Origin of the sequence: Knoellia locipacati, from assembly GCF_007992835.1 — a bacterium.
In the GTDB taxonomy this organism is placed as follows: Bacteria; Actinomycetota; Actinomycetes; order Actinomycetales; family Dermatophilaceae; genus Knoellia; species Knoellia locipacati.
Genome location: NZ_BKBA01000004.1, coordinates 87,485 through 106,863 on the forward strand (window position 1 = coordinate 87,485; position 19,379 = coordinate 106,863).

Sequence of the window (19,379 nt, forward strand, 5' to 3'; positions counted from 1 at the left end):
CGGCCGTCACCCGGCACACCTCGTGACCAGCGGCTGCGGCCGACGCCACCCAAGCGCAACCTAGGACCAGCGTCGGGGGCGGGCAATGAGCAGGACGCACTGCGCCGACCCGGTCAGTTCGGTGACGTCGCGGCTGGCTCTTCCGGGGCCCTCCGTTCGAACCATTGCGGATCGTCCCAGCGGTGCCGGGCCGGGAGACGCGAGGCGTATGCCGGGTCGCGGGCGACGCGGTCCTGCACGCTCGCGTGGACGAGGGCGTCATCGGGCACGGTGCGGTGCCGGTAGCCGAGCAGCGCCCAGGTGCGGCCCATCTCGTGGACGCGGCCGTGGGCGTAGTCGCGCTCGACGGTCACCGCTTCGGCATAGGGCTCGGGCCGGACGAGGAGGTCCCACGCGACGGCGTCCTCGACCATCCACTTGAGGGCGATGTCCGAGAGCTCGTGGTCCTCGAAGGTCCCGCCGACGTCGGAGTGGACCCCGGCGAACCAGACCTCGGACAGCGAGCGGGGCGGGGCGTTCTTCGCGGGCTTGACGACGTCGTGGACGAGGTACTCCTCGAACGGTCGCCGCTTCTCGTCGATGGAGACCGCGTGCCGGATCCGGTCGACGTTGGGCAGCTGGCGGGTGTCGGGCCACTTAAGACCGCCACGGAGCATGCCCGCGGCCTTCACGGTGTCCCAGATGCCGAGGTAGTGCACCCGCACGCCCATCCGGCCGTCGATGCCCTTGCGGGACAGCGCACTTCCGAACTGACCCAACCGCACCCAGTCCGGGTCGCGCGCCGTGAAGAGGCTCACGGCATACGGAACGAGGTTCTGGGCGCCGTCGCGCAGCAGCCCGAGCTTGAGGAGCATCCCGCAGAGCGCGCGGGCGGTGTAGGCGCCCCGGCTGAACCCGAAGACGTAGATGGCGTCGCCGTCCTGGTAGCGGCGCATGAGGAACTCGTAGGCCTCGCCGAGGTTCTCGCGCAGGCCCATGCCGAACCCGAGCCCGAGGACCTTGGTCGTCGCCTGGCCCCACGGCGTCCATGACCGCGACGATCCCATCGTGCCGACGCCCGGGTCGTAGTAGCCGACCTGCCGGGCCGCGTCGGAGAGATCGAGGAGCGAGAACAGCCGCACGACGCTCGTGTTGTCGCGGGCCCTGACCTGGTTCCCCGTGCCGTCGAAGCAGATGACGATGTTTTTCATCGTTTCGCCCTTCTCCGTGCCGAGCTGAGGTCCATCATCGTGGGAGAGGCGAGGTCTGTCAGGAGAATGCGTCGCTCTGCCGGCGCACACCACGAGGAACACGGGGGGCCGGCGCTAGGGGTCACGCATGAAGCCTGCTGAGGTCAGGGCCCTCAACCCACGCCTGTCCCCCAAGCTCGACGTGTTCCTCGGTGGCTCCGACGAGGTCAACGCCGGTCGGGCCGAGCAGTGCCCCTCGGTCGCGATGTCCGCGGTCGCCTCGCCGTCGGGCGGCTCCGGGTCGTGGGTGGCGACTGGCGCGGTGACGCGGGGGGACCCGGCGGACGCGGCGGACGCGGCGGACGCGGTCGCCAGCCCCGGGAACGTCTCGCTCGCGACGCAGCCAGCGAAGGCGTCGGGGCCCGACCGCGACGAGCCGGCCCGGTCGATCCGGATCCTGCCCGCGGCCAAGGTGGCCCGGTTGGCAGCGTCCCTGCCGCAGGACGTCACCCCGACCCAGGTGGGCTTCTCGCTCTTCGTCCAGATCGACCGCGACCTCGACCCGGTGGCCCATGCCGAGGCGGTCGCGGCCGTGCAGGGGTGCGCGACCCGGGTGCGGTGGAAGCTCGACATGGCCTCGGTCGAGGTGCCGGCCGGTCAGGTCGCCCGGCTGCTGCAGATCCCGGGTGTCTCGTACGTCGAGCCGGGCCAGTCGCTGCGCGGACCCGAGCCGGCCGTCGGCGCGCAGACCCAGGCCCCGGACCGCGCGGCGCGTCGGGTCGCCTCCGAACGACGGCGGCACAAGGACGGCAGCGACGTGCTCGTCGGCATCATCGACGTCGGCGGCTTCGACTTCGCCCATCCGGACTTCCTCGACGGCGACACCACCCGGTGGGCCGCGATCTGGGACCAGGGCGGTGTGACCCGTCCGCCTCCGGCCTCCTCGAGGCGCGACGACCGCGAGGCCCTGAGCTACGGCTCCGAGATCCTCGCCACCCACATGAACGCGGCGATCGCGGCCTCGGCCAAGCGCTCCATGGCGGCCACCGCCCTCGAGCCGCAGTCGCAGATGGCGGTCGCCTCGCACGGCACGCACGTCGCGTCGATCGCCGCGGGCAACCGCGGTGTCGCCCGTCGGGCGCTCATCGCCGGCGTCCTCGTCGCGCTGCGCCCCGAGGACAAGGAGGCCGCCTCGAGCTTCTACGACTCCACCCGGATCGCCGACGCCGTCGACTACCTCATCGACCTCGCCGCCCGTCTCGGCGAGGAGCGTCACCCCGACAAGAGCCCGCTGCCGGTCTCGATCAACATCAGCCTGGGCACCAACGGGCACGCCCACGACACCTCGAGCTCGATGGCCCGCTGGATCGACAACGCGCTCGCGACCCGCGGCCGGTGCGTCTCGGTCGCCGCCGGCAACGCGGGGCAGGTCGAGCCGCGCTGGCCCGACGACCGCGACTACGTCAAGGGCCGCATCCACGCGGGCGGCTCGCTGCCCGCGACCAGCCTGCGCCACGAGCTCGAGTGGGTCGTGGGTGGCGAGGAGATCCTCGACGTCTCCGAGAACGAGCTCGAGATCTGGTACGGCCCCCAGGACCGCTTCGACGTCGAGGTCAAACCACCCGGTATGCCGTGGCTCCCGAAGGTCGCGCAGGGCTCGAAGATCCGCAACCAGATCCTCGAGAACGGCACCGTGCTCAGCATCTACAACGAGGCCTACCACCCGGCGAACGGGCTCAACCGGATCTCGGTCCTCCTCTCGCCGTTCTTCGGCGAGGTCGCGGCCGACGGCTCCCGGTCCCTGGGGCCGATCGCCTCCGGCAGCTGGCGGGTGCGCCTCACCGGTGTGGTCGTGCGCGACGGCAGGTTCGACGCATGGATCGAGCGCGACGACCCGGTCCGGCTCCCCGGGACGGGCAACCAGTGGCGCTACCCGTCGTCGTTCGGTCCGGGCTCCTACACCGACGACCGGATGATCAGCTCTCTCGCCTGCGCCGACCGGATCCTCTCGGTGGCCAACGCCGACCTCGGCCACAGCGCGGCCCACGTCACCTCGAGCCGCGGACCCACCCGGGACGGCCGTTCCAAGCCGGACATCGCGGCGGACGGCACCGAGGTCGTGGCGGCGCGGGGCTTCGACGCGCGGTTCCCGTGGATCGAGATGACCGGCACGAGCATGGCCTCGCCCTATGTCTGCGGGGTCGCGGCGCTCATGCTCGGGGTGTCGCCGACGCTGACCTCCGCGCAGATCCAGGGGATCATGCGCTCGACCTCGTCCCCGCTGCCCGGCCAGACGTTCGGGTGGCGCAACGACACCGGCTTCGGTGTCATCGACGCCGAGTCCTGCCTGACCCGCACCCGCGAGTTCGCCGACATGCACCTGGCGATGCTCAAGGACGAACGGCGCAAGGCGGCGAGGTGATGCGGCTGCGCGTGTTCTTCGCCGGCGACGGGGACTGCCTCCTGCTCACCACCGGTGAGGGGCGGCACGTGCTCGTCGACGGCGGCCGCACCGTGCCGTTCCGCGAGAACGCCCGACCCGTCCTGGCCGACCTCGCGAGCGCCGGGGAGCAGGTCGACCTGCTCGTCGTGAGCCACATCGACGCCGACCACATCGCCGGCGTCATCTCGCTGCTCAAGGAGGTCGCCGCCTGGGAGGTCCACGACTACCAGGTGGGCGAGGGGGGCAACCCGACCCACCCGGCGCCACCGACACCCCGCCCCCCGAAGGTCGTCGGGCTCTGGCACAACGCGTGGCGCGCCCAGCTCGGCGACCTCGAGGGCCCGGTCGCCGCCCTCGCGGCCCACACCGCCGAGGCCCTCTCGCTCGCCTCGGGTGAGGCGGACGACGCGACCGGCGCGGCCCGGCTGGCACTCGACTCGCTCTCCGGCCTCGCCGAGAGCATCGCCGACGGCGTCACGCTCCTGCGGCTCGCCGACGACGAGACCCCGGTCGCCCGCAACGCGGCGTTCGACCACGGCCTCGTGCTGCTCCGGTCACCGGTGCACGTCGAGCAGGTCGGCTCCATGGCGTTGCAGGTCCTCGGCCCGGCCGAGGTCCACCTCAAGAAGCTGCGGGAGGAGTGGCGGGCGTGGATCGCCCGCCAGCCGGCGTCCGCGAGGAACGCCGGGGCACGACCCGGCGCGGCCGGCGGAGCGGCCGGAGGCGGTGCGGGTCCGGGCACCGCGACGAGCTCGCTGCCCATGTCGCCACCGCAGGCCCGCGACCTCGTCCGCGAGGTGGCGCGAGCAGCAGAGGCGGCGGCTGCCGCCGCGCCCCCCGCACCGGCCGCCCCCGCTGCCGAGCCGCACGACGCCGGACCGCCGGCGCTCATCGAGCACCTCAGCCCGACCGGGGTCACCGCACCGAACTGTGCCTCGATCATCCTGCTCGCCGAGGAGGCCGGACGGACGGCGCTGCTCAGCGGTGACGCCGCCGAGGACGAGATCCTCGAGGGCCTCACCGCGGCCGGCCACCTCACCCAGGACACACCGTTCTGGTGCACCCTCGTCAAGGTCCAGCACCACGGCTCCGAGTACAACCTCAGCACGAGCTTCGCCAGCAGGGTCCTCGCGGAGCACTACGTCTTCTGCGCCGACGGCGCGCACGGCAACCCCAACCCGTCGGTCGTGCGCACGCTCCTCGAGACCCGCGCCGAGGCCGACCCGCGGCCCTTCACGGTCTGGTTCACCTGCTCCGAGCAGCGGACCGTCCCCCCGCGACGCAAGGCGATGCGCGCGGCCCTGGACGAAGCACGACGGCTGGAGGCACGGCATACCGGGCAGGTGACCGTGCGCGTCCTCCCGGACGACCAGCCGTTCCTCGACATCGAGGTGTAGCCCACCGAGGAGGAGACATGGCACGCACGCGGATGGACGTCTGGACCCGCACCGACGACGAGGGCACCTGGCCCGACGTCCTCGTCGCCTACGCGCGGGCGGTCGAGGGGATGCGCGGCCTCGACCCGCCGACCGGCAAGCCGCGCGACCCGCTGTCGTGGCAGTTCCAGGCGGCGATGCACGGGCGCGCGACCCGCACCGGCCGCGCCGACCGGAGCAACTCGCTGTGGAGCAGGTGCCAGCACGGCAGCTGGTTCTTCCTGCCGTGGCACCGGATGTACCTCGCGACGTTCGAGGCCGTCGTCCAGCACCACCTCGGCGACGACGACTGGTCCCTGCCCTACTGGTACGCCCTCGACCCCGACCGCCCGAGCACCGCGGTGCTGCCGCCGGCGTTCCGCGAGGCCCGCGCCGACAACGCCCTGTTCACCGAGCACCGGTCGGTCCTCGCCAACGGCGGCGACCCCCTCCCCGACGTCTCCGGATCGGTGACGCAGGCGCTCGAGGTCGAGGTGTTCGCCACCGACACCGGCGTCGCGTCGTTCGGTGGGGGCGAGCGCTCGCAGCCGAGCTTCTTCGGCGAGGAGATGGGCGCCATCGAGGACACGCCCCACGGGTTCGTCCACGTCGTCGTCGGCAACGACTTCGACGCGCAGGGCAACACCGTGCGCGAAGGCTGGATGGGCTCGTTCTTCACCGCCGGGCTCGACCCGATCTTCTGGCTGCACCACGCCAACCTCGACCGGCTCTGGCAGGTGTGGCTCGACGCGGACCCGGAGCACCGCAACCCGCCCGACGACGACGCGGCGTGGCTGCGCACGTCGTTCCGCTTCCCGGCACCGGGTGGTGGGACCCGCACCTTCCGGGTCGGCGACGTCCTCGACCCGCAGGCGCTGGGCTACACCTACGAGGACCTGTCGGTGCCGAGCACCTTCGTGGCGGCCCCGGGCGCGGCGCCGGCCGACGCGCCTGCCGACGGAGGAATCGGGATGGGCGGTGCCGAGGCTCCCCCGCCCCGGCGCCGGGTCACGCCGCAGGTCGTCGGGGCGACGCAGGACGTCTCGCTGGCCGCGCCGGCACCCGCCGTCGTCGACCTGAGCGAACCCTCCGACCTCGGGCTGGGCGAGGCCGACGCCGCCGCTGCGACCCGCGTGTACCTCCGGCTCGAGGGCATCACGGGAACCGCGGCGGCACCGGCATACGAGGTCTACGTCAACCTCCCGGCAGGCTCGACGGGAGCCGAGCACCCCGAGCTGCTCGCCGGACGGCTCGCGACGTTCGGGCTGGCCGAGGCGTCGAAGGGAGACTCGGTGCACGGCGGCGCCGGGCTCACCAAGGTCTTCGAGATCACGCGGGTGCGTGACGCCCTCGCCGACCGGGGGCGGTGGGACCCGGCGCAGGTGGCGGTGAGCTTCGAGCCGGTGCTGCCCGCACCCTCGGACACCGACGCGCTGGCCGAGGCGTCGACCGGTGCGCCGCAGCCCCCGGACCTGCGCGCGGCGCGCGTCGTCGTGCTCAGCGCGTGAGCCCGCGATGACGACGTTCGCACTGCCGGTCCGCGGCTGGTCGCGGGTGACCCGGCCGGACCGGCGGCCGGCGCTGTGGCTCTGGTCGGTCTCGCTCTCCGCCGTCGTGCTCCTGGTCGCGCTGTCGCGCAACGCCTCCGGGCACATGGGTCACCACGCCGAGGGCTCGCTGCTGCGCGGCTGGCTCCTGTGGTCGCTCATGGTGACGGCGATGATGCTGCCGCTCGTCACCCCCGTCGTATGCCGGGTCGCCGCCGGGGGTCTGTGGGCTCGCCGTCGGCGGACGGTCACCGAGGTCGTGGTCGGCTACGCGGCGCCGTGGCTCGCGGTGGGTCTCGTCGGGCTCGTGGTCGTGCAGGTGGTGCTGCCCGGGGTGGCCGGCATGGGAGGTATGGGCGGTGTGGCCGGGCCGCGCGTGGTCGCCGGCGTGCTCGTCGTCGCCGCGGCCTGGCACGTCGCACCACCCCGGCGCCGGCTCATGACCCGGTGCGGTGCGGTGCAGCCGGGGGCCCTGGCCGGACGACGGGCGAGCGTCGACGCCCTGCGCAACGGGTGGACGATCGGCGTGCGGTGCGTCGGCACCTGCGGTCCGGCGATGGCGGTGATGCTCCTGTCGCACGGGGTCCTCCTCATGCTCGGAGTCACGCTGGTGCTGTGGAGCGAGCGGGTGCGCGGGCCCAACCCTGCCGACCGGCCGGCGCGCCCCGCCCAGGCCGCGGCCCTGCTGGCGCTCGCGGCCACGGTCCTCGCGGTGGCGTGAGACGGCGCGTGCTGGTCCGCGCCCCTGGTGCCTCGCCGAGGTGCGGGTGTCGGAGGGCTGGCACAGGATGGGGACATGACGACGACCGAGCCCACGCCTCAGCCGACCAGCGACCCGCGCCCGGCCGTGCGGTGCGGGATCGTGCCGCCCTACCTGCTCGAGGCGCTCTCGTCCTCGGGTGAGCCCCACCTCGAGGAGCGTGCCCGCGAGACGCTTCGCCTCGATCGGCGCCGCTACGAGGAGCACGCCCGCGAGCACGCGCTGCGTCCCGACCGGCCGCGCGTGAGTCGCAGCGCCAACCGCGCCACGACAGAGGCGCCCAACCGGGTCGTCCACGACGCCGCCGGCGGCACGACGCTGCCCGGCACCAAGGTCCGGGGCGAGGGCGACCCGGCCGTCGACGACACCGCCGTCAACGAGGCCTACGACGGGCTCGGCGCCACCTGGGAGCTGTGGAACGCGGCATACGGTCGCAACAGCCTCGACGACAAGGGCCTCGGGCTCGTCGCCACCGTCCGCTACGGCAAGGACTACGACAACGCGTTCTGGGACGGGTCGCAGATGGTCTTCGGCGACGGCGACGGGGTCGTGCTGCTCGGGTTCACCCGCAGCCTCGACGTCATCGGTCACGAGCTCGCCCACGGCGTCACCCAGTACACCTCGGGCCTCGTCTACCAAGACCAGGCCGGTGCGCTCAACGAGCACGTCTCCGACGTCTTCGGGATCCTCGTCAAGCAGCGCGCCCTCGGCCAGAGCGCCGACGAGTCGGACTGGCTCATCGGTGCCGAGCTGCTCGGACCCGACGTCAAGGGCGTCGCGCTGCGCTCGATGAAGGAGCCGGGCACCGCCTACGACGACCCGCGCCTGGGGAAGGACCCGCAGCCCGGCCACATGCGCGACTTCGTCGTCACCGACGACGACAACGGCGGCGTGCACATCAACTCCGGCATCGCCAACCGCGCCTTCCACCTCGTCGCGACCGCCCTCGGCGGCAACGCCTGGGAGCGCGCCGGCGCGATCTGGTATGCCGCGGTCACCGGTGACATCAAGGCGGACTGTGACTTCGTGACCTTCGCCGGGCTCACCGAGGTGGCCGCCGTCGAGGCCCACGGCGAGGACTCCGACGAGGTGCGTGCCGTGCGCGACGCGTGGCGCGAGGTCGGGGTCACCCAGGCGGCCAACCCGGCTCCCGAGCCTGCGCCGGAGCCGGAGCCCGAGCCCTCGCCGACGCCTGCACCTGCCCCGGGTGACGGTGGCCCGAGCCAGCTGCTCGTGCGACGCACGGGCGGGTTCGCCGGGCAGGTGCGCGAGCGCTCGGTGACCCTCGACGAGCTGCCCGACGACGACGCCACCGCCTGGCGCACCCTGCTCGCGAGCCCGACCCTCATGGCGCTCGCGCAGGGGCGGATGGTTCCCGACGCGTTCCGCTACGCCGTGAGCTGCGACGCCCCACCGCTCGACGTGACGATCCCCGAGCCCGCGCTGCCCGAGGGTGTGCGCGCGCTCTTCGACAGGACCCTCGAGCCCTGACCCGACGCCCCCCGGAACCACCGAGGAGGTCGAAGCGTTCGTGGGGTGTGCGGCGGGCACAGCCCGCACCCCTGACGTCGTCGCGAGAGGATGAGCCATGCAGCGGCTCGCTCGGCAACGTCGTCGCGGTGCCGTCGCGTCCGCGGCCGTCGCCGCCCTCGCCGCACTCGTGCTCGTCGCTGCGCCGGCCGGACCCGCGTCCGCCGTACCCGCCGCACCCTCCGCACCGGGCGTCGTCCCGGCCGAGTCGGGGGTCCGGACGACCGACCAGATGGTCGACGTCGGGCCCGAGAGCGACGGCACGGCCGTCCGCCTCGACACCCGGCTCTACCTGCCGGCAGGCACGGGACCCCACCCGGCGGTGCTGCTCGCCCACGGGTTCGGCGGCAGCAAGGAGTCCGTGGACAAGGAGGCGCGGCAGTACGCCGCCGACGGCACCGTCGTCCTCACCTTCACCGCGCGCGGCTTCGGTCGCTCCGGCGGGCGCATCCACCTCAACTCCCCCGACTTCGAGATTGCCGACGGCAAGGCCCTGCTCGACCTGCTCGGGTCGCGGCCCGAGGTGCGCCGCGACGGCACGGGTGACCCGCGTGTCGCCGTGGCGGGCGGGTCCTACGGTGGCGCCTTCGCCCTCATGCTCGCGGGGGTCGACCCACGGGTGGATGCCACCGTCGCCGCCATCACGTGGAACGACCTGGCCACTTCGCTGTTCCCGCAGGGTGCCGAGGGCAGCACGGACCCCGGCCCCTACAAGCAGCTGTGGGGCGCGCGGTTCTTCGGTGCGAGTGTCGGCTCCGCCGGCGGTGCGACGGGTGCGACCGGCCCGGCCGGGGCGACGGGCGCGACAGGACCCTCGTCTGGCGGGACGGGCGGGACGACCCCGGCCGGCGCGACGTCCCCCGCCGACGTGCTGTGCGGCCGCTTCGACGTGACGCTCTGCCGGCAGCTCCAGGACGCCGCGGAGACCGGTCGGCCGAGCCCGGCACTGCTCGCGACGCTGCACCGCAACAGCCCCCGGCCCACGATCGCCGAGGTCACCGCGCCGACCCTGCTCGTCCAGGGCGAGTCCGACACCCTCTTCGGGCTCGACCAGGCCGACGCCAACGCCGCCGGCCTGGCCACCGCGGGCACCCGCCACGCTGTGCGGTGGACCGACGGCGGCCACGACGGTGCGTCGTCCAACCCCGGCCTCGACGAGGACGCCGCCCGCACCTGGGTGCGCACCTATCTCGCCGGCACGCGCACCGACGCCCTGCCGGTGCCCGCGTTCACCTACTCGCTGCCCATCCCCCGACGCACCGACACGGCGCCGGTCGCGACCCTCGACACCTATCCCGGGCTGCGCGATGGTCTCGAGCAGGTGCCGCTGCGTCGGCCCGACCGGCCCGCGGTCGTCCTCACCCCGCCCGGCGGGCAGCCGAGCTCGATGACCTCGATCCCCGGGCTCGGCGCCACCGAACTGCCGACCTACCGGCTCGCCGCGCTGCCCGGCATGTCCGCCGCCTTCGACAGCACTGTCCTCGACCGGTCGCTCACGGTCGTCGGCACCCCGAGCGTCCGGCTCAGCGTGACGTCGACGGGCGCCGAGGCGACGCTCTTCGTCTCGATGTGGCGGGTCGAGGGCACGGACGCGGTGCAGCAGCGTTCTCTCACGACCCCGGTGCGGGTGGCGCTGACCCCGGGCAAGGCCACCGACGTCACGGTCGACCTGCCCGCCTCGGTGTGGTCGATGGCCGCCGGCAGCCGCTGGCGGGTGCTCGTCACCTCGACCGACAGCTCGTTCACCACACCCCGGGAGGCCCGGGCCGACCGGATCACGCTGGCCGACCCCGTCCTCGAGGTCCCGACGGCGCAGGGCCGGATCGCCGCGTCGTCCACCGAGCGCGACACCGAGACGCTCGCCCTCGCCAGCGCGATCCTCGGCCTGCTCGCCGGGATCACCAGCGCCGCCCTGCTGCGGCGACGTCGCCGCCACCGCGAGGCGGTGCGTGAGGACTACGCCGACATCCCGCTCGTCGTCGACTCGCTCGTCAAGACCTACAGCGACGGCCACCGCGCGGTCGACGACGTCTCGTGGCGCGCCGAGCGCGGCCAAGTCGTCGGACTCCTCGGGCCCAACGGCGCCGGCAAGACGACGACGATGCGGATGATGCTCGGCCTCATCACCCCGGACTCGGGGTCGGTCCACGTTCTCGGCCGCCCCGTCCACCCCGGGTCCGAGGTCCTTGGCCGGGTGGGCGCGCTCGTCGAGGGACCCGGCTTCCTGCCCCACCTCACCGGTCGCCAGAACCTCGAGGCCTACTGGGCCGCGACCGGACGCCCCGCCGAGGAGGCCGCACTCGACGAGGCCCTCGCTGTCGCCGCGCTCGGCGGGGCCCTCGACCGCCCCGTCCGCACCTACAGCCACGGCATGAAGCAGCGACTCGGCATCGCCCAGGCCATGCTCGGGCGGCCCGAGGTGCTCTTCCTCGACGAGCCGACGAACGGCCTCGACCCGCCGCAGATCGCGGCGATGCGCCCGATCCTGCAGTCGTATGCCGCGACCGGACGCACCGTCGTCGTCTCCAGCCACCTGCTCGCCGAGGTCGAGATGACCTGCAGCCACGTCGTCGTCATGCACGCGGGCCGCGTCGTCACGGCCGGTCCCGTCACCGAGCTCCTCGCGAGCGAGGACACCACGGTCTTCGAGCTCGCGTCGGTCGCCTCGATCGCCCCGGCGCGGGCCGCGCTCGCGGGGGCGGACGGCATACGGTCGGTCGAGGTCGTCGACGACCCCACGAAGCCCACGGTCACGGTCGTCTCCGACCGGGCCCGCGAGGCGGTCGTCCGGGCGGTCGTCGAGTCCGGCGCCGAGGTGGTCGGGGTCGGCAGCCGCCGCCACCTCGAGGAGGTCTTCCTCGGGGTCATCGCCTCCTCGCAGGGGCCGTCGGGCGACGGCTCGGGCGACGGCGACGGGGCCGGCTCGATCGTCGAGCGACTACGACAGGTGCGTGCCCGATGAGCAAGCCACTCTCCTGGCGGGCCGAGCTGCGGCGCCAGCTCGGGCGACGACGCACGCTGTGGATGATCGGCATCGTCGTCGCGCTGCCGCTCGTCCTCGTCGCCGCGTTCTCGCTCGACGACGAGCCCGGCCGCCCGGGCGACCCCACCGTGCGGCTCGTCGACCTCGCGACCGGGGGTGGTCCGAACTTCACCGTCTTCGCCTTCGTCGTCTCCGCCGAGCTGCTGCTCTTCATCGTCGCCGCGCTCTTCGCCGGTGACCCCGTCCCGGCCGAGGCGTCGTGGGCCTCGCTGCGCTACCTGCTCACCGCGCCGGTGTCGCGCGCCCGGCTGCTCACGAGCAAGCTCGTCATCGGCTTCCTCTCGACGGCCACGCTCGTCATCGCCCTGCCGGCGTGGTCGCTCGTCGTCGGCACGCTCGCCTACGGGCCCCAGCCGTTCAGCATCCTCGGTGGCGGCGAGCTGCCGTGGGCCGAGTGGCTGCCACGGATGGCGGTGGCGGTCGTCTACGTCCTCGTGATGATCCTGCCCATCGGGGCGTTCTCGTTCTGGGTGGGCGTGCGGAGCCAGACCCCCCTGGCGGCGGTCGGTGGCGCGCTCGTCCTGCTCATCGTCTCGGGGATCCTCGACTCGATCGACGCACTCGGCGACTGGCGCAAGGCGCTGCCGGGGCACTACTCACGGGCGTGGCTCGACCTTCTCGTCTCCGGTCCGGTCGACTGGACCGACCTGCGGCACGGGGCGCTGTGGGCGACCCTCTACACCGTGCTGTTCCTCGCGCTGGGCTACCGCCGCTTCCGCCGCCAGGACATCCTCAGCTGAGGGTCGACCCGGACCTCGTGAGGACCCGCGTGGCCGCGGCGCCGACCCGTCGGGCGACCGGCTCGATGACCGGGCTCGCACCGCGCCAGGCGATCCACCCCGTGAGGATGGCCACGGCCGCGCCGAGCGGCGAGTAGCCGACCCGGCCCATGACCTCCCACTGCACGAGGTAGATGAAGAGCGAGGCCGACGCGACCGGCACGACGACGGGCACGACGAACGCCGGCACCCGCACCGACCGCACCCACAGCAGGACGAGGAGCCCGCCGGCCAGGGTGGCGTCGCGCACCGGGTCCGAGAAGAAGCCGGGGACGACGACGAGCACGTATGCCGTGAGCAGCCACCGATGCCACGTCACCCGGGTGCGGGCCATGGCCCACCCGAGGGCGAAGAGCCAGAGCACGACCGCCGGCCGCCCGTTGACGTGGTGCGACCCGACGTCGATGACGCCGTAGCGGAAGAGGAGAGCGACGAGCGCCAGCCCCAGCGGCACGGCGAAGGGCCGCGCGCGCTCGAGCCGGTCGAGGGTCGGGACCGCGAGCAGCGCGGTGACCCCGACGAGGATGTGGACGACTGCCTCGACGAACCAGTAGCGCCACTGCGGGTGGACGTTGCTGCCACCGATCGAGGTGAGGAGCACCGGGTTCCACGGGGAGTAGCGCTCGTCGACGAGGAAGAGCACCCCGAGCCACACCATGGCCGGGACGGCGATCCGGGTCGCCGACTCGAGGGCGTGCGCCACCCGCTCGGTCCGCGCACTCGCCGAGAGCTGGAAGCGGGCGAACGCGAACCCGGCGACCGCGAGCAGCACGTGCGCCCCGCCGCGCACGTCGAGCACGCCGGCGTGGGTGAGGACGATGACGGCGATGGCGACGCCGCGCAGGAGGACGGAGGTCTCGAGCGAGCGCCACCGACCCCATCGACCAAACCGACCCCACCGACCCTTGGCTGCAGCCCCGGTCGACCGCGAGGTCGCCTCCTCCACGGGACCGACCTCGGCGGCGAGCTCACGCACCGGCCGGACGTGCCAGGACTCGGGGAGCGTGCCGAGCAGGCCCTCGAGCCGCACCGAGGCCTCGACATAGGACAGCGAGTCGCCGCGCAGCGTGACGAACGAGTCGTCGAGCGTGGCGTCGGGCCGGTCGAGCAGCTCGGCATAGAGCGCCCGCACCGCCTCCGACCCCTTGTCCGTTCGGGCGCCGTCGAGGGCGGGTGCGCCAGCCGAGTCTTCGCCCGAACGGGCAAGGAGTCGACCCGGGGTGGGGCAGGTGCCCTCACCGAACGCGTCGACGAGTGCGGCCAGGGCCGGACGGTCGACCTTGCCCGACGCCGTCCGGGGGACCTCGCCGACGTCGGTGACGACGACGGCGGCGCGCGGGACGGCATACCGCTCGCCGACCTCGCGACGCACGGCCGCGACGTCGACCCGACCGGAGTCCTCGGTCACCGCGACGAGCAGGCGGTCGCCGCCGTCCATGACGTATGCCGTGCGCCCACCCCTCGTGAGGTCGGCCTCGACGCGGTCGAGGTCGATGCGCAGCCCGCAGACCTTGGCGAACCGGCTGCGCCGGCCGACGATCTCGACGAGACCGTCGGCGGTGAACCGCGCGAGGTCCCCGGTGTGGAGCGAGGACACCTCGGCACCACGTGCGAGATCAGCCGCCGACGAGGCGTAGCCCATCATGACGTTGCCGCCCTCGAAGACGAGCTCGCCGACGCCCACCGGAGCACCCTCGACCGAGGCGAGCGAGAAGCGACCGCCACGCACCGCGACGCCGATGCTCGACGGGTGGTCGGCGGCGAGGTGGGTGGGGAGAGTGGCCATCCGGGCGGTGGCCTCGGTCTGGCCGTACATCACGAGCAGGTCGAACCCGCGCTCCTCGCCGAGCGCGACCCAGCGCCGTACCGCCGCCGGGTCCATCCGGCCCCCCGCCTGGGTGAGCAGCCGCAGCCGGGGCAGCGACATCGACGCGAACCCGGCCGCGTCGAGCAGGTCGAACGTGTAGGGCACCCCGGCGAGGATCGAGCCCCCCGACTCCTCGAAGGCCGACCAGAAGCACGTGTCCACGACGGAGAGGTCGGTGAGCAGCACCCCGGCGCCGACCGAGAGGGCGCTGAGCAGAACCGAGAGGCCGTAGCAGTACTGCAGCGGCAGGGTCGTCGCGGCGACGTCGTCGGGCCGCAGCCCGAGCGCGTCGGCGATCTGCCCCGCGTTGCAGTCGAGGTTGGCGGTGCTGAGCCGGACGAGCTTGGGAGAGCCGGTGCTGCCCGACGTCGAGAGCATGAGGGCGAGGTCCGGGTGCAGCGCGTGCGCACTCCCCTCGCGCCGCGACTCGATCTCGGCCCCGCACGCGACGACGTCGGGGTCCCATGCCTCGACGAGACCGGCGCTGCCACCGGGAGCCGCGAGCACCACCGGGTGCCCGCCGGTGAGCGCCGCGAGCAGCGTCACGACCGACTCGACGTCGTTGCCCGCCTCGAGCACGACGAGCCGTGGCGTCGTCCCGAGCGCGGACCGGCGCACGTCCACGCGAGCTGCGAGGCCGGCATACGAGAGGGTCTGCATCCCGGACCGGCCGGCCCACGTGAGCGCCACGGCGTCGCCGAACGACCGCAACCGCCCGACGAGGGCGACGCGGTGCTGGGGCAGGACCCGGGCCGTCACACCGCAGGATGATAGGGGGATTTGGACAGGCTTACCTAACCTGGGCAACAATGCATCGTCCGCGTTCCGCCTCCCAGGAGTCCCCTGTGCCCTCTCGCCGCCTCACGCGTGCCGGTCTCGCCGGTCTCGTCGCCACCGCCACCGTCCTGCCCCTCGCGGGGTGCGGCGTCCTCGGGATCGGTGGCAGCAACGCCGACCTCCAGATCTACTCGGCGCGGCACTACGACCTCGAGGGTGCGTTCAAGGAGTTCACCGACGAGACCGGGGTCACCGTCGAGTTCATCTCGGGCAGCGACGCCGAGCTCCTCCAGCGGATCAAGGCCGAGGGCAAGGACGGCGAGGCCGACGTCTTCATGACCGTCGACGCCGGCAACCTCTGGAACGCCGCCGAGCAGGGCGTGCTCCGCCCGGTCGACTCGGCCGCGCTCACCCAGGCCGTCCCCGAGGACCTGCGCGACAGCGGCAACCAGTGGTTCGGCCTGGCGATGCGGGCCCGCACGACGATGTACAACCCCGACAAGGTCAAGCCCGCGGACTTCGACCCGACCGACACGTATGCCGGTCTCGCCGACCCGAAGTGGAAGGGTCGCCTCTGCATGCGCGACGCCACCTCGGCCTACACGCAGAGCCTCGTCGCGAGCCTCATCGGGCTCGAGGGACGCGAGCAGACGCTCGCCACGGTCAAGGGCTGGGTCGCCAACGGCGTGGACATCAAGTCCAACGACGTCGAGCTGCTCAAGGCGATCGACGCCGGCACGTGCGACGTGGGCATCACCAACCACTACTACCTGGCGCGCGAGCTCAAGAAGAAGCCGGACATGAAGGTCAAGCCGTTCTGGGCCTCGCAGTCCGGTGCCGGCACGCACGTCAACATCTCGGGCGCCGGCGTCGTCAAGACCTCGAACAACCCGGCCAAGGCGCAGCAGCTCATCGAGTGGCTCGCGACCAAGGGCCAGAGCTCGTTCGTCGACGGCAACCACGAGTACCCCGTCAACCCGAGCGTGAAGCCCGAGCCGCTCATCGCCGACTTCGGCGAGTTCAAGCGCATGCCGATCTCCGCCGAGGCCTACGGCTCCGAGAACGCCGAGGCGGTCAAGCTCCTCTCCGAGGCCGGCTACAAGTGAGTCTCGGCGCGTGACCTGCTCGTGGGACCGCCCGGGAGCGCTGGGATGATGCCTGCGTGAGCGCCGAGGTGGAGAACGCCCGCCCGGACGCCGGTGGGCGCCCGGACGCCGGTGAGCGCCCGCGCGCCGGCGACAGCCGCGCGGCCCGGCTCTCGGGCACGGGTCGGCCGTGGTGGTCCGCGCTCGTCGTGGTCATCGCGCTCGTCGTCTCGGTGCCCGTCGTCTCGGTGCTCGTCCAGGCGCTCGCGAGCGCGGGCGACCTCGCGCTGCCGGGCAACCTCGGCGAGATGGTCGTCACGACCGTGGCCCTGCTCGCGCTCGTCGGGCTCGGCACGTCGGTGCTCGGCGTCGGTCTGGCGTGGCTCGTCACGGCCTACGACTTCCCGGGCCGGCGGCTCTTCTCGTGGATGCTCGTGCTGCCGCTGGCGATGCCGGCCTACGTCCTCGGGTTCCTCTTCCTGTCGACGTTCGGTCCCGCGGGAGGCCCAGCCCATGCGTCACGCTCGGTGTTCGGCGGGTCGAGCGTCGTCGAGCTGCTGTCGGGCTGGATGGGTGCGCCGGTCGTGCTCTCGCTGACGCTCTATCCCTACGTCTACCTGCTGGCGCGGGCGGCGTTCCGGGGCCAGGGCCAGGTGACGTGGGACGCCGCGCGGATGCTCGGCGCGACGCCGTGGCGGGCCTTCCGCCAGGTGCTGCTGCCGCTCGCGCGCCCGGCGCTGGCCGGTGGCCTCGCCGTCGTCATGATGGAGACGCTCACCGACTTCGCGACGGTCCAGTACTTCGGGGTCCGCACCGTCTCGGTCGGTGTCTACCTCACGTGGAAGGGCACGTTCGACTTCGCCTCGGCGGCCCAGCTCTCGGTCCTCGTCCTCGCCTTCGCCGTCATGGTCCTCACCGGTGAGCGGCTGCTGCGCGGCGGCGCCCGCTACGACGCACGTGGCTCGCACCGCCCCCCGGCCTCGCCGACCGTCCTCACCGGCGCCGGTCGCTGGTGGGCGTTCGCGGCCGCGGCCTCGGTCCTCGCGGCCGGGTTCGTCCTCCCGGTGCTCCAGCTCCTCTGGTGGGCGGTCACCGCGACCCTGGCCGACTCGTCGTCGCTGTCGACCGGCCGCTTCGCCACCAACCTCACCAACAGCGCGGTCATGGCCGCGCTCGCCGCGCTCGCCTGCGTCACCCTCGCGCTGCTCGTCACCCACGGGGTGCGCATGACCGGGGGCCGGCTCGCGCGCACCGCCGCCCAGCTCACGACCTTCGGGTATGCCGTGCCGGGCGCCGTCATCGGGATCGGCGTCCTCGTCTCCTTCGCGGCCCTCGACCGCTCGCTCGAGGCGCTCGGGGTCCCCGGTGGCACGGGGCTCGTCGTCACCGGGTCGGTGATCGGCCTGCTCGCGAGCTACGTCGTGAGGTTCCTCGCGCCGGCATACCAGGCGGTCGACGCGAGCTTCGCGACGATCTCACCGTCGGTGACGAACTCGGCGTTCTCGCTCGGCGCCTCGCCGCTGCGGGTCCTGCGACGGGTGCACCTGCCGCTGTCGCGCTCGGGCATCGCGGTGGCGCTCGTGCTCGTCGCCGTCGACGCCGTGAAAGAGTTGCCCCTCGTGCTGCTCCTGCGACCCTTCGGCTTCACCACCGTCTCTGTGTGGGTCTACGAGCTCGCCAACGAGAACTTCTGGGAGCAGGCCGCCCTGCCCGCCCTCCTCATCGTCGCGCTCGCGATCATCCCGGTGTGGTTCCTCGTCCGGCAGGTGCGCCTCGCCGAGCCGCACCGGCAGGTGACCTCGTGAGCAGCGCGGTGACCCTGCGGGGTGTCTCGAAGTCCTACGGCGAGACCCTTGCCGTGAGCGCCCTCGACCTCACCGTGGAGCAGGGCGAGATCGTCGCGCTCATCGGCCCGTCCGGCTGCGGCAAGTCCACCCTGCTGCGCCTCGTCGCCGGGCTCGAGCGTCCCGACGCCGGCACCGTCGCCGTGGGTGACCGCGTCGTCGCCGGTGCCGAGTGGGTGCCGCCCGAGCGGCGGCGCGTGGGCCTCGTCTTCCAGGAGCACGCGCTCTTCCCGCACCTCTCCGTCGGGGACAACATCCGCTTCGGGCTCGACCGGCAGCCCCCCCCCGACCAGGACGCCCGGGTGCGCGAGGTGCTCGACCTCGTCCACCTCGCGCACGTCGTCGACCGCTACCCTCACGAGCTCTCCGGCGGCGAGCAGCAGCGCGTCGCGCTGGCCCGGGCCCTGGCCCCCCGCCCCGAGGTCGTTCTCCTCGACGAGCCGTTCTCCTCGCTCGACGAGTCGCTGCGTGCCCGCGTGCGCGCCGACACCGTGAGCGCGCTCCGTGCCACCGGCACGACGGCCATCCTCGTCACCCACGACCAGACCGAGGCCCTGTCGATCGGCGACCACATCGGCGTCATGCGCGCGGGGGTCGTCGAGCAGTGGGGTCGCCCGGTCGAGGTCTTCGAGCGCCCGGTGAGCCGGTTCGTCGCGTCGTTCATGGGTGACGCCGACTTCCTGCCCGCCTCCCTCGTCGACGGTGGGCTGGCCTGCGAGCTCGGGCTCGTCACCATCCGCAAGGACGTGCCCGACGCCGAGGTCGTCGTCCGCCCCCACGAGGTGAGCCTGCGCCTGCCCGCCGCCGGGGTCACCGGGGCGCCGGCCGTCGTCGACCGGGTCGAGTACCAGGGCCCGTTCATCCTCCACACCGTCCGGCTCGCGTCGGGCCGCACCGTCCGGTCGTGGCAGCCGCACTCGGTGCGCTACCCCGTCGGCACCGAGGTGCTCGCCTCGATCTCCGCGGGGATCGTGCCGAGCCTGCTCAGCGGTGACGCCGCCCTGGCGCCGACGCCCACGCCGACCCCCACAGCGCACCCCGACCGCTGACGTCTGCGGATGCGGCTGCTAGAGGCGCCGATTCCGCAGACGCAGGCGGGCCCAGTCCCTGAGACATCCTC

General features: G+C 73.4%; 12 protein-coding genes. 10 read left to right on the top strand and 2 right to left on the bottom strand.

The genetic code is table 11. The annotated features are described in order from the left end of the window. Window positions 1-113 precede the first annotated feature (113 nt). Entirely contained in the window at window positions 114-1,190 is a 1,077-nt protein-coding gene (locus KLO01_RS06330) for a T6SS phospholipase effector Tle1-like catalytic domain-containing protein (protein ID WP_147063308.1), read from the bottom strand. A 127-nt stretch (window positions 1,191-1,317) separates the two neighbouring features. On the opposite strand from KLO01_RS06330, the gene KLO01_RS06335 reads away from it, so the two are divergent. The 7 genes from KLO01_RS06335 (at window position 1,318) to KLO01_RS06365 (ending at window position 12,647) form a co-directional block, all read left to right on the top strand. Beyond that, window positions 1,318-3,591, top strand: coding sequence for a S8 family serine peptidase (locus KLO01_RS06335; RefSeq protein ID WP_147063310.1), 2,274 nt, complete (start codon window positions 1,318-1,320; stop codon window positions 3,589-3,591). Then, window positions 3,591-5,009 (top strand): MBL fold metallo-hydrolase, encoded by a 1,419-nt coding sequence (locus KLO01_RS06340; protein ID WP_147063312.1) that lies wholly within the window; start codon window positions 3,591-3,593, stop codon window positions 5,007-5,009. The genes KLO01_RS06335 and KLO01_RS06340 overlap by 1 nt, the downstream gene beginning before the upstream one ends. Window positions 5,010-5,026: 17 nt before the next feature. After that, window positions 5,027-6,535 carry a tyrosinase family protein gene (locus tag KLO01_RS06345; protein WP_147063314.1) on the top strand — a complete coding sequence of 503 codons (1,509 nt, stop codon included), beginning with the start codon at window positions 5,027-5,029 and terminating at the stop codon, window positions 6,533-6,535. 7 nt (window positions 6,536-6,542) lie between these two features. Next, on the top strand, window positions 6,543-7,295 hold the full coding sequence (locus KLO01_RS06350; RefSeq protein ID WP_147063315.1) for a copper chaperone: 753 nt from the start codon (window positions 6,543-6,545) through the stop codon (window positions 7,293-7,295). 75 nt (window positions 7,296-7,370) lie between these two features. Next, window positions 7,371-8,825 (top strand): protealysin inhibitor emfourin, encoded by a 1,455-nt coding sequence (locus KLO01_RS06355; RefSeq protein WP_147063318.1) that lies wholly within the window; start codon window positions 7,371-7,373, stop codon window positions 8,823-8,825. Between the two features lie 97 nt (window positions 8,826-8,922). After that, window positions 8,923-11,826: an alpha/beta fold hydrolase gene (locus KLO01_RS06360; RefSeq protein WP_147063320.1), complete on the top strand. Its 2,904-nt coding sequence runs from the start codon at window positions 8,923-8,925 to the stop codon at window positions 11,824-11,826. After that, a complete protein-coding gene (locus KLO01_RS06365) occupies window positions 11,823-12,647 on the top strand; it encodes an ABC transporter permease (protein ID WP_147063322.1) in 825 nt (274 codons plus the stop codon). Before KLO01_RS06360 ends, KLO01_RS06365 begins: the two co-directional genes overlap by 4 nt. Here the strand turns inward: KLO01_RS06365 and KLO01_RS06370 are convergent. Beyond that, window positions 12,640-15,312: an AMP-binding protein gene (locus KLO01_RS06370; protein WP_147063324.1), complete on the bottom strand. Its 2,673-nt coding sequence runs from the start codon at window positions 15,310-15,312 to the stop codon at window positions 12,640-12,642. The genes KLO01_RS06365 and KLO01_RS06370 overlap by 8 nt on opposite strands. 86 nt (window positions 15,313-15,398) lie before the next feature. Here KLO01_RS06370 and KLO01_RS06375 point away from each other — a divergent pair, with 86 nt between their 5' ends. Genes KLO01_RS06375 through KLO01_RS06385 form a run of 3 tightly spaced genes read left to right on the top strand, consistent with a single transcriptional unit; the run spans window position 15,399 to window position 19,308 of the window. Further along, on the top strand, window positions 15,399-16,436 hold the full coding sequence (locus KLO01_RS06375) for an extracellular solute-binding protein (protein ID WP_246136087.1): 1,038 nt from the start codon (window positions 15,399-15,401) through the stop codon (window positions 16,434-16,436). Between the two features lie 56 nt (window positions 16,437-16,492). Beyond that, window positions 16,493-18,220 carry an ABC transporter permease gene (locus KLO01_RS06380; protein WP_147063329.1) on the top strand — a complete coding sequence of 576 codons (1,728 nt, stop codon included), beginning with the start codon at window positions 16,493-16,495 and terminating at the stop codon, window positions 18,218-18,220. Then, complete coding sequence (locus KLO01_RS06385; protein ID WP_246136088.1) at window positions 18,217-19,308, top strand: ABC transporter ATP-binding protein; 1,092 nt, start codon at window positions 18,217-18,219, stop codon at window positions 19,306-19,308. The genes KLO01_RS06380 and KLO01_RS06385 overlap by 4 nt, the downstream gene beginning before the upstream one ends. Window positions 19,309-19,379: the final 71 nt, after the last annotated feature.

Coding starts and splice junctions, on each gene's coding strand:
- KLO01_RS06330 (WP_147063308.1), bottom strand. CDS start 1,190: ATGAAAAACATCGTCATCTGCTTCGACGGCACGGGGAACCAGGTCAGG.
- KLO01_RS06355 (WP_147063318.1), top strand. CDS start 7,371: ATGACGACGACCGAGCCCACGCCTCAGCCGACCAGCGACCCGCGCCCG.
- KLO01_RS06360 (WP_147063320.1), top strand. CDS start 8,923: ATGCAGCGGCTCGCTCGGCAACGTCGTCGCGGTGCCGTCGCGTCCGCG.
- KLO01_RS06340 (WP_147063312.1), top strand. CDS start 3,591: ATGCGGCTGCGCGTGTTCTTCGCCGGCGACGGGGACTGCCTCCTGCTC.
- KLO01_RS06335 (WP_147063310.1), top strand. CDS start 1,318: ATGAAGCCTGCTGAGGTCAGGGCCCTCAACCCACGCCTGTCCCCCAAG.
- KLO01_RS06365 (WP_147063322.1), top strand. CDS start 11,823: ATGAGCAAGCCACTCTCCTGGCGGGCCGAGCTGCGGCGCCAGCTCGGG.
- KLO01_RS06350 (WP_147063315.1), top strand. CDS start 6,543: ATGACGACGTTCGCACTGCCGGTCCGCGGCTGGTCGCGGGTGACCCGG.
- KLO01_RS06345 (WP_147063314.1), top strand. CDS start 5,027: ATGGCACGCACGCGGATGGACGTCTGGACCCGCACCGACGACGAGGGC.